The following is a 10,709-nucleotide window of genomic DNA, read 5'->3' on the forward strand; positions in this document are numbered from 1 at the left end:
CGCCGGGTGCGTTGGTGCCGCGTCGGCTGACCAGGAGGAGGTGCTTGGCTCCGTACGTCTTTGCGTAGTGCTTGGCGAAGAGGGCGCCGAGGCCGCCGGTGCCTCCTGTGATGAGTACGGTCCCGTTGACGTCCAGGGCGCGCGGTTCCGCCGTCGTCGTTGTGGTTTTGGCTGTGGTGACGCGGGGGGTCAGGGTGCGGCTGGCGCGGATGGCGAGCTGGGGTTCGTCGAGGTTCGCGAGTGCGGTCCAGTCGATGCCTGTGGTGTCGGTGTCGTCCTCGGTGTCTACGAGGAGGAACCGGTCGGGGTGTTCGGACTGGGCGCTGCGGACCAGGCCCCAGACCGGTGCCTGGGTCAGCTCGGGGGATTCGCCGTGGGCGGTGGCGATGGCGTTGCGGGTGGTGATGACCAGGCGGGCGTCAGCGAGCACGTCTGCCGCCAGCCACTGCTGGAGCAGCGCCAGGACCCACAAGGTGGTCTCGCCCGGGGTGGCGTGCGGCACGACTTCGACCACGACCAGCCCAGGCAGTTCAGCTTCGGAGGCCACCGCCTGGGCCAGCGAGGCCAGGTCCGCGTGGGCGCAGCCGAGGAGCTCGGTCCGGACCGGGGCAGCGGCAACGGACGCTGCGGCGGCCGGAACCCACTCCACCCGGTACAGGGCGTCCGTCGTCGGCCGACGCGGGGCGGCTTTGAGTACGACCCGCTGAACGGTGGCGCACGGTTGTCCGTTCCCGTCGGCGAGGTCGATCCGCAAGGTGGCCTCGCCCTGGGGCTCGATCCTGGCCAGTGCGGGTGCCGTGCCTCCAGGCCGGACCGAGATTCCGCACCAGGTGGCGGGCAGCTCGGGCGCTGCCGTGCCGGAACGGTCCGTGCGGAGGCCGCCGTGGAGCGCGGCGTCGAGGAGAGCCGGGTGCAACACGAAGCGCGGGTCCGCCGAGTCCTCGGAGGGCGTGAGTTCGGTGTAGACGTACCGCTCGTCCCGCCAGGCAGCGCGTACGCCCTGGAAGGCCGGTCCGTACGCGTACCCGGCGTCGCCGAGACTCTCGTACAGGTCCGTGACGTTGATCGGCTCGGTGCCCGCCGGAGGCCACTCGGCCACGTCCCAGCCCAGGTCGGAGGGTGCCGCCGCGCTGGTGAGGAAGCCCCGGGCATGGCACATGGTCTCCGCCGTGGACCGGCCGTAGACGGCGACCTCGCGCCGCCCCTCTGCGTCGGGAGAGCCCAGGGTGACCTGCAACTGGACGCCCGATGCGTCGGTGGGCAGCGTCAGCGGGGCCTGGATGACCAGTTCCTCGACGACGGGCGATCCCGCCGCGCGGCCCGCAGCGAGAACCAGGTCCAGGAGTGCGGCGCCCGGGACCAGGCACTGACCGGCGATGACGTGCTCCGCCAGCCAGGGCAACGACTCGGCGGAGACACGGCCGGTGAAGATCCACTCGTCGCGGTCGCCGACCTTGACGGCGGCGGCGAGCAGAGGGTGGTCCATCTCCCCCAGCCCGGCTGCCTTCAGATCACCGGTCCCGGAGGCGCGCACGAGGCGGAAGCGGTCACGCTGGAAGGCGTAGGTGGGGAGGTTGGTGGTGCGGGCGCTGGTGTTGGCGTAGTAGGTCTGCCAGTTGATGGGGATTCCGGCGGTGTGGACGTGGCCGAGGAAGGTGGCGAAGGTGTGGGTTTCGGGCTGGCGGGTGCGCAGGGTGGGGGTGAGGAGGAGGCCGTTTTCGTCTTCGTTGTCGAGGCTCTGGCGGGTGAGTGCGGTGAGGATGGCGTCGGGGCCGAGTTCGAGGTAGCGGGTGACGCCTTGCTGGTGGAGGGTGCGGATGCCGTCGTGGTAGCGGACGGTGCCGCGGACGTGCTGGACCCAGTAGCCGGGGTCGGTGAGTTCGTCGGTGACGATGCCACCGGTCACGTTCGAGATGACCGTGATGTTCGGCTGGTTGAAGGTGAGGCTTTCAGCGGTCTTCCGGAACTCAGCGAGCATGGGTTCCATGCGGGCTGAGTGGAAGGCGTGGCTGACGCGCAGGCGGGTGGTTTTGCGGCCGAGCTTGTCCCAGCGGGGGAGCCACTGGTCGAGTGCGTCGAGGTCGCCGGAGACGACGATGGACCGGGGTCCGTTGACGGCTGCGATCTCAAGTCGGCCTTCGAAGCCGGCCAGTGCCGCGAGGGTTTCGGGTTCTTCGGCCTGGATGGCGGCCATGCCGCCGCCGGTGGGCAGTGCGCCCATGAGGCGGCCGCGGGCGGCGACCAGGGTGCACGCGTCTGCCAGGGAGAGGACACCGGCGATGTGGGCGGCGGCGATCTCACCGACGGAGTGGCCGATGAGGTAGTCGGGGCGGATTCCGAGGGATTCGACGAGCCGGTAGAGGGCGACCTCGATGGCGAAGAGTGAGGTCTGGGTGTACTCGGTGGCGTTGAGTGTGTCGTCCTCGGCGGCCAGGAGCTCGCGCAGGGAGCGGCCCAGGAGCGGGTCGAGCTCGCGGCATACCTCGTCGAGTGCTGTGTCGAACACGGGGTAGGCGGCGGCGAGTTCGAGGCCCATGCGGGCGCGCTGGGCGCCCTGCCCGGTGAACAGGAACGCCGTCTTCCCGCTCACGGGGCGGCCTTGGATGACACCGGCTGCGGGCTCACCTGCGGCCAGTGCGGTGAGCCCGGTGAGGAGCTCTTCCCGGTCCCTGGCCACGACGACCGCACGGTGCTCCAGCTGGGCGCGTGTGGTCGCGGCGGAGAACGCGGTGTCCAGCAGGCCCGCCTCGGGCCGCCGCACCAGATGCGACCGCAGCCGCTCCGCCTGCGCACGCAGCGCGGGGCCGGACTTCGCCGACACCACCACCGGAACCGCCGGTGCGGCCAGAAGTTCCCGGCGGGTCGGTCCCGTACCAAGGGCACCAGTCAGGACCACGTGGCAGCAGGTGCCGCCGATGCCCAGCGAGGTGACGCCCGCGGCGATGCGCGGGGCCCCGGTGGAGGGCCAGGGTTCGGTGGCCGTGGCGACCCGGAGGCCGAGGTCGGCCAGGGGGATGTCGGGGTTGGGGCGGACGTGGTTCAGGCTCGGGACCAGGGAGCGGTGGTGCACGCACAGTGCGGCCTTGATCAGACCGGCGATGCCCGCGGCGCCTTCCAGGTGGCCGATGTTGGTCTTCACGGAGCCGACCACCAGCGGCAGGGTGCGTCCGGTGCCGGGCCCGTACGCCTCGGCGAGGCCCGCCGCCTCGATCGGATCCCCGACGCGGGTTCCGGTGCCGTGCAGTTCGACGTACTGGACCTCGGAGGGGTCCATCCCCGCACGGGCCAGGGCCGAGCTGGCCGTGCGGGCCTGGGCGGAGGCGCTCGGGACGGTGAGGCCGCCGGTGCCGGTGCCGGTGCCGAGGGCGCTGCCCTCGATGACGGCGTACACACGGTCGCCGTCGGCGACGGCGCGCTCGTACGGCTTGAGGACGACCAGGCCGCCGCCCTCGCCGCGGACGTATCCGTTGGCGCGCTCGTCGAAGACGTAGCTGGTGGCGTCGGGCGAAAGGGCTCCGGCAGCTTCGACCACCGCGGTGCTGAGCGGACTGACGATGAGGTGGACTCCACCCGCGAGCGCGGTGTCCGCCTCGCCGCGGTGCAGGCTCTCGCAGGCGAGGTGGACGGCGACGAGGGAGGAGGACTGGCCCGTGTCCACGGTCATGCTGGGCCCGTGCAGACCCAGCGTGTGTGAGATGCGGTTGGCGATCATCGCGCGGCCGGTGCCCGTGAGGGTGTGGCGGGTGATGTCGCGGTCGTCGCCCCGGGCCACGAGATCGGCGTAGTCGGTGGCCATGACACCGAGGAAGACGCCGATCCGTCCGGCAGCGTCCGCAGGGGCCGCGGCTCCGCCGTGGCCCGCGTCCCCGGACGGGCCGTGGGCGATCCGGGCGTCCTCCAGCCCCTGCCAGGCGAGTTCGAGGGCGAGGCGCTGCTGCGGGTCGGTGTCCGCGGCCTCTCCGGGGGACATCCGGAAGAACTCGGCGTCGAACTCCTCGATGCCGTCGACGAATCCGCCTCGGGCGGGACCGTACGGGCGCTCGGGAGCGCGGTCGCGGATGGCGTCGCGGCCTTCGGCCAGCAGACGCCAGAACTCTTCCGGCCCCGCTGCGTTGGGCAGCCGGGAGGCGATGCCCACGATCGCCGTCCGGTGTCGATCTGCGCCCGTCATATGTGCTTCCCCCGTTGTTGCTCAGCTCTCGCCGGTCGTCGTGGGGAGGCTAGACAGGGCCGGGACGCAACTGGCCAGTTGCGGCGGAAAGCTGCCAAGTTCTGTGACCGGAAATGGGGTGGACAGGTGTCGAGGAGGTCTCCGGCCCGATGCCCTGACCGAAACTGTCCACGTCGGCGCCGGAGCGGAACCAGGTGGGTGAACTGGTTTCTTGTTGCCTGCTCAGTCGGCGGACATTACTGTCGTGGTGCGCTGGGACGGTTGGGACGGCCGTGCCGGATTCCGAGCGGCACCCGAACTCTTCTCCTAGGGACCGATCATGAACCCCTTGCTGATGCCCGTCGTTGCCGCGCAGGCGGTGTACGTGCGCATGTCCACCGAGACGCTGCCGCCCGCAGGCGGGCCGGACTCCGGGACCGCCGACGTGGGGGTCCTTGCGGTGACCGACGCCGGCCAGGCTTCAGCGGCCAGCGGCGCGAGTGCGGCCGCTGGCGGCGCCACCGGCGGTGCGGCCGGTGCCGACCGGCTGCGGATAGCGGTGGTCGGCGAATCGACGGCTGCTGGCTGCGGCGTCGAGAGTCACGAGGACGGCTTCACCGGGCAGTTCGCGCGGGAGCTCAGTGCGCGCGCCGGGTGTCCTGTGGACTGGACGGTGCGGGGCCGGCACGGAGCCACGGCACGGCGCATCCGCTACCGCCTGGTGCCCGAGGTGGATTCGGGACTCCACGTCGTGGCGCTGCTGGCCGGAGTCAACGACGTGCTGACCCGGCGCAGCCCGCAGGACTGGGGCGACGATCTGGAGGCCGTGGTCGGGGAGCTCGCGCAGCGGGCCGACCAGGTGCTGGTGACCGGGATTCCGCCGTTCGCGGAGTTCCCGTCCGTCCCGAAGGCGATGGGCCGCTACCTGGGAGAGCGGGCGACGGCCTTGGACGAGGTCGCGCAGCGGGTGTGCGCCGAGACCCCGGGGGTGACGTGGATCGGTTCCACGAACGTGCTGCCGATGGGTCCGGACTTCTTCGCCCGTGACCGGTTCCACCCTTCCGCCCAGGGGTATAGCGAGTGGGCGCGCGTGGTCGCCGGGAAGGTGGCGCTGTGAGCGGCGAACGGGCCCCGCTGGCGGGGCTGCCGTTCGTGGACGAGCACCGGGTGCTGGTCGCGGCGGATGCCGGACAGGTCTGGCAGACCCTGGCCGAGACGGTCGGGCGCAAGCGCGGCGGCGGCAGCGAGGCGTACGCACGCCTGGTGCGCGCGGAGCCTGCGACAGCCTCGGGGCCCCCGCTGGAACTCGGCTCGACCCTGCCCGGCATGCGCGTGGTGGAGTCGGTGCCGGGTCGGCGGGCGGCCCTCACGGGCCGCCACTTCCTCTCGCGATACACCCTGACGGTCGCACTCGAGCCGGAGCTGGACGGTCCGGGGACGGTGCTGACAGCAGGTACGTACGCGGTGTTCCCGGGGCCGCTCGGCTTCGTGTACCGGCTGCTGGTTATCGAGTCGGGTGCGCATGAGAAGGTGGTGCGGAGGCTGCTGGCAAGGGTCCGGGAGAGGGCTGAGCGGGCCGAGCGGGCCGAGCGCCCGTCGGACTGAGCGGTCCGGCAGTCCGGTGTGAGCGGTCCCGGTCCGGCCCCGCGCGGCCCTGCGGCACACGGCGGCAGAAAGCCGGGAAGCCGAGGGTGACGGGCGGACGAAGGGGGTTTCCGTCGCCGGACTGTTACACCTTTCCATTAGCCCGATGGTGTGTGATGCTCCACCAACGACGCTTCACCGCAAGGTGGTTGCCTTGTCATGCGTCCAGAAAAGCTGCAGGTGGCAGCTGGTCGCATCGAGCACGGAGCGTTTCTGGACGCGAGTTGACGACCTAGGAGGTCGTCCATAATATCGGGCTCGTTCTCAAGCATTGCCAGAGTTTTTATCGAGTGAGTCGAAGGTTCCGTTCGCACACGGACCGGCATGCGAAGGTCCGTGGGACAGCTGAACCGGCAATGCCCGCCTGCGCGGAGTTCGCACCCTGCGCAGGGCTGAGGACAGTCATCATTTGCGCGTGTTGCGGGGGGCACACGATGGCATTGACAGCGGAACTGTTTGACATACACACGGAGCATGTCGGCGGGCCGGAGGGGCATGACGCCGACCTCCGGCTACAGGACGTGCTCTCCCGGGGGCGGGAGCTGATCGAATCCACGCTCTCGATGTCCATGCGGGATCCCGCCGGGTCGGCCGGTCCCGCTCCGGTCACGCACACCGGCCGCAGTGAGCTGGCCGACGCGGTGGCCCAGGCGCTGGACAAGGGCGAGCGGGACATCGCCGTCGCCCTGGCCGAGGCGGGGGAACTCACCGACGCGGTACTCGACCACTTGGACCGGGCTCGGCCCGGCCCGGCCGTGCGCGTGCTGTGCACCGGCGCGGCCGCAGACGTTCACGCCGACCAGCTGGGCCGGTTCCAGAAGCGGCCGCGTACCGAGATCCGCGTCACCGACGGCGAACTGCAGCCCGCGCTTGTCGTGGACGGCACCGCCGCCGTGGTCTGCGGCGCGCCCGTGGGGAACGAGGCGGCGGAAGGCGGGCGGGCCGCCGCGGTGATCGGCGACGTCGGCACCGTCCAGGCCCTGGAGCTGCTGTTCGCGTGCGTCTGGGCCGGGCGGCCGAGGCTGAACGACCACCGCCACTTCGGCCCGCGACTCCGCTCCGAGCTGGGCCGCGACGTGCTGCGGCAGCTCTGCTCCGGAAACACCGACGAGGCCGCCGCCCGTGACCTGGCCGTTTCGCTGCGCACGTACCGCCGGTACGTCGCCGACATCATGCGGGAGCTCGACGCCAGGTCCCGGTTCCAGGTCGGGGTGCGCGCCATCGAGTTCGGCCTGCTCTCCGCCTGATCGCCCCGGCTCCGGCCACCCTGGCCCTGGCCCCGGCCCAGCCCCCTCCCGGTCTTCCTTCTCCCCCCTCTCCGCGTCCCTGTACGTCCTCCCAGTACGTCCTCCCACGGCCTCACCGGGCCGCACGGAAAGCGAGAAAGCGTGAGCGACCTGCCCGTACAACCCAGGGATGAGCTCGAGCGGGGCCTGCTGGAGGTGCAGGCGCTCATTGAGCTCTCCATAGCCCTCCACCGGGACCGCAGCGTCAAGGAACAACTGATCACCCGGCTCGACGGCACGTGCACCGATGTCCTCGACACGGCCCGCGCGCTCATTGAAGGTGCCACGGACAGCATCGACATGGTCCACGCCCGCGGCCCGAACATCTCTGCCCAGGCCGCCCGCCTGTCCTGGGCGGAGCACGATCTGCGCCGGGCCGCGGCAGGCGTGGCGGTCCGTCTGCTGGCCGTGCCGAGCAGGCTCGACGGAGACTTCCTCCGGGATCAGGCGCGCAGCGAGAACCCCGTGGAGATCCGGGTCGCCGCCGTGCCGCCCCTGCAGGCGCTCGTCGTCGACGGCCGGACGGCCCTGGTGGTCGCCGGACCGGCGGGCGGCGGCAGGGTCTCGCTGATCCGCGCCCCCGAGGTCGTGCACGCCATGCGCACCCTGTTCCGCGGCGTGTGGAGCGGGGCGACCCCGGCCAGTGACAACCTCGTGTTCGGCGAACGGACCGCGCTCGCCAGGAGAATCCTGGGCGCTCTCCAGCGCGGGGTCACCGACGAGGCTGCCGCCCGTGAACTGGAGATGTCGGTGCGTACGTACGGGCGGCACGTCGCCGAGATCATGGCGGCCCTCGGGGCCAGTTCCCGTAGCCAGGCCGGTGCCCGAGCGGCCCAGCTGGGATTCCTCACGGCATCGGCCGGATCGCAGACCTGAACCTCCGCGGACCTGTCCTGAGGTCGCGACGAAGTCGAAGATGTCGGCGCGGGCGGTGGCCCGGCCGGGCCGGAAGCGGGTACCGGTCTCTTCTTTGAACACGGCCCAGAAGCTCTCCGCAGCCGCGGTGTCGAAGCTTCTCCCAGTCCGGCCCGTGCTCAGCCGGTTCCTCAACTCGCTGACTCTCTGCCGAAGTTGCCGGGATGCTCATTCCTTGGGCCCGACCGGTCGTCACAACCCCAGCTTCCTGGAGTGAGGGGAGATGCTCGTTGAGGGATTCCACCAAGGTGTGTTGCTGAGGGGGAAGGCGGTGGCCTGGAGTTCGTCGGCGCACCAGCGCGACAGGTCCGTGCCCTTCGGAGAATGCTGCCGCAGCAGACCGTTCGTGTGTTCGTTGGCCCTTCGTTGCCAGGGGCTGTGCGGGTCGGCGAAGTAGACCTGGAGCCTGGCATCGACGCGGAGTTGGGCATGGTGGGCCAGTTCCGTGCCGGCAGTTCCGTGCCCAGTCCCGTGTCAGGGACCTGCGTAGTTGCTCGGACAGCGTCGTGAGGGTGGCGGTGATCGCGTCCTTCGCGGCCTCGGGCCCGATGGGTGAGGGGCACCGAGAGGGCATACGGTCATCACGCACCAGCCGGGCGCCTGAGCCCCCACCAGGTTGCTCAGCCGCCGTAGGTGACGAGCACGACGAAGCCGCCGACGAAGAGTGCGAGCATCAGGAGGCAGCCGAGTAGTTGCCTGCCTCGTGCGTCCGCCCGTGCGGCCTCGTGCCGGGCCATGCCCTGGGCCACTCCTCGCGCGATCCGCTCCTCGTCGTCCACGTCTGCTTCCTCGGGTGCCGGTCCGCCACATCCTGTGGCGGCACCCTACAGGTCGTGCTTGATCGGCGATCATCCCGTGCGGTGCAACCACCGCTGGCCGACAGGAACCTCGATGCTCAGTGCTCAGTGCTCAGCGTCACTGCCGGTGCCTGGCCCGGCGGTGACCTCATCACGAAGCCGATGCGATGCGATGAGCTGGGCGTCTTCGCCCTGGTAGCGTTCACGGCATGTCTGCTGCTTCGTGTGCGGCCGCTTGCGCCGCAGTGACCAGGACGCCCCGCTAGCGGCGGGACGTTCGGCTCACACACTTCTCCTGGACGTCCAGCCGCTTCGCGATCAGACCGGAGCGGCACGTTTGTGCTGCTCAGAACTTCTTCTGAGCGACGGAGCACCTGATGCTTCCAGGCATCCTTCCTTCCCACGGGCACAGCCCGTCCCCGGCACGCGCGTGGCTGATGCTGTGCGCGGTGTCCATGCTTCAGTTCTTCATCGCGGTCGACGTGACGGTGGTCACCATCGCCCTGCCCTCGATCGGCGCTGACTTCGGCGTTGACGGGCACGCTCTGACCTGGGTCGTGGTCGGGTACACGGTCGCCGGTGGCGGGCTGCTGATGCTCGGTGGCCGGCTGGGCGACCTGCTCGGACGGCGGCGCGTGCTGCTGCTCGGCACCGGCCTGTTCGGCGCGGCGTCGCTGCTGGCGGGCCTGGCCCCCACGTTTGCGCTGCTGGTGGTCGCGCGCCTGTTGCAGGGTGCCGGTGAGGCCATCGCGCTGCCCGCTGCAATGGCCACCATCGTCCTGATGTTCCCCGAAGGTACGCGCCGGTCGCGGGCCCTGAGCGTGTGGGCGGCGGTGGCCAGCTGCGGTCTCGTGCTCGGATTCGTCCTGTCCGGAATCATCACCGCTCACCTCGGATGGCGGTGGATCTTCCTGGTCTCGGTCCCGTTCATCCTGGTCGTGCTGCTGGCAGCCGTCTTCCTGGCCGAGGGGGACCGGCCCGTGGCCAAGGACGCCCCGCGGCCGGACCTTCCCGGCGCGCTGTTGCTGACCGCCTGCCCGCTGCTGTTCATCCTCGGCGTGGTCGAGGCCGGTGAACCCGGAACGCCCGCATGGGCGGTCCTGGGGGAGCTGGCCGGGGCGGTGGCCGCCGGGGCCGGGTTCGTGCGGGTCGAGGCACGCTCGCGCAACCCGCTGCTGCCGTTGCACTTCTTTTCCCACCGCCCGCGTGTGACGGCCAACCTGACCACGATGCTGCTGAGCGGGGCGCTGTCGACCTCGTTCCTGCTGTTCACCTTCTATCTGCAGGACCGGTTGGGCATCGGCCCGCTCGGCGCGGGCCTGACGATGCTGCCTCTGGCGGTCTCACTGATCGTGTTCTCCATGCTCGTGCCTCGTCTGCTGGACCGCTGGGGAGCACGTGCGTGTGTGCTTTCCGGGATCGGGTTCACCGCGGCCGCGATGGCCGTGATCGCGCTCGTCTCGGCCTTGGGGGCAGGCGGGGTCGCGTTGATCCCGGCCATGTTCCTGATCGCGGCCGGGATGGGGTTCGGCATCGTGGGGCTGCAATACGTCGCGGTCAGCGGCGTCACCGAGGACGACGCCGGGATCGCGTCGGGCGTCCAGCGCGCGGCTGACCAGCTGGGCGGTGCGACCGGGGTAGCGGTCTGCGTGGGGGTCGGGTTCGCTCCGAGCCTGCACTCCCTCGATCCGTTCCTGGTCGCCACGCTGCTGGCCGCCGTGGCGCTCGTGACCGGTGCGGTCGTGGCCTGGCGCATGCCCGCACCCGTTTCCGCGGCGGACCTGCAGGAAAAGGCCGGGTGACCTTCGCCCCGCCGGGGTGGGGCCGCCCCGCGGGGACGGGGGGGCACCCCCGCGGGGCCCGCGGGTGAATAGCGAAACCGGGCCGGGGGTCGGGTCGGGGACCGCCGGGGCGCAG

General features: G+C 71.1%; 7 protein-coding genes. 5 read left to right on the forward strand and 2 right to left on the reverse strand.

Annotation, left to right across the window (positions count from 1 at the left end):
- On the reverse strand, window positions 1-4,171 hold a 4,171-nt coding region (locus ACFVWY_RS35105), incomplete at its 3' end, for a type I polyketide synthase (RefSeq protein WP_389878978.1).
- 319 nt (window positions 4,172-4,490) lie between these two features.
- On the opposite strand from ACFVWY_RS35105, the gene ACFVWY_RS35110 reads away from it, so the two are divergent.
- The 4 genes from ACFVWY_RS35110 (at window position 4,491) to ACFVWY_RS35125 (ending at window position 7,956) form a co-directional block, all read left to right on the forward strand.
- Window positions 4,491-5,267 carry an SGNH/GDSL hydrolase family protein gene (locus tag ACFVWY_RS35110; RefSeq protein WP_389878979.1) on the forward strand — a complete coding sequence of 259 codons (777 nt, stop codon included), beginning with the start codon at window positions 4,491-4,493 and terminating at the stop codon, window positions 5,265-5,267.
- Window positions 5,264-5,755, forward strand: a complete 492-nt coding sequence (locus tag ACFVWY_RS35115; protein ID WP_389878980.1) for a hypothetical protein — start codon at window positions 5,264-5,266, stop codon at window positions 5,753-5,755. The genes ACFVWY_RS35110 and ACFVWY_RS35115 overlap by 4 nt, the downstream gene beginning before the upstream one ends.
- A 473-nt stretch (window positions 5,756-6,228) precedes the next feature.
- Complete coding sequence (locus ACFVWY_RS35120; protein ID WP_389878981.1) at window positions 6,229-7,041, forward strand: DNA-binding response regulator; 813 nt, start codon at window positions 6,229-6,231, stop codon at window positions 7,039-7,041.
- Window positions 7,042-7,182: 141 nt separating this feature from the next.
- Window positions 7,183-7,956 carry a LuxR family transcriptional regulator gene (locus ACFVWY_RS35125; RefSeq protein ID WP_389878982.1) on the forward strand — a complete coding sequence of 258 codons (774 nt, stop codon included), beginning with the start codon at window positions 7,183-7,185 and terminating at the stop codon, window positions 7,954-7,956.
- A 659-nt stretch (window positions 7,957-8,615) separates the two neighbouring features.
- Here ACFVWY_RS35125 and ACFVWY_RS35130 read toward each other — a convergent pair.
- Entirely contained in the window at window positions 8,616-8,774 is a 159-nt protein-coding gene (locus ACFVWY_RS35130; protein WP_389878983.1) for a hypothetical protein, read from the reverse strand.
- 467 nt (window positions 8,775-9,241) lie between these two features.
- Here ACFVWY_RS35130 and ACFVWY_RS35135 point away from each other — a divergent pair, with 467 nt between their 5' ends.
- Entirely contained in the window at window positions 9,242-10,594 is a 1,353-nt protein-coding gene (locus ACFVWY_RS35135) for an MFS transporter (protein ID WP_389878984.1), read from the forward strand.
- Window positions 10,595-10,709: the final 115 nt, after the last annotated feature.

The sequence above is a fragment of the Streptomyces sp. NPDC058195 genome (assembly GCF_042883525.1).
Lineage (GTDB): Bacteria > Actinomycetota > Actinomycetes > Streptomycetales > Streptomycetaceae > Streptomyces.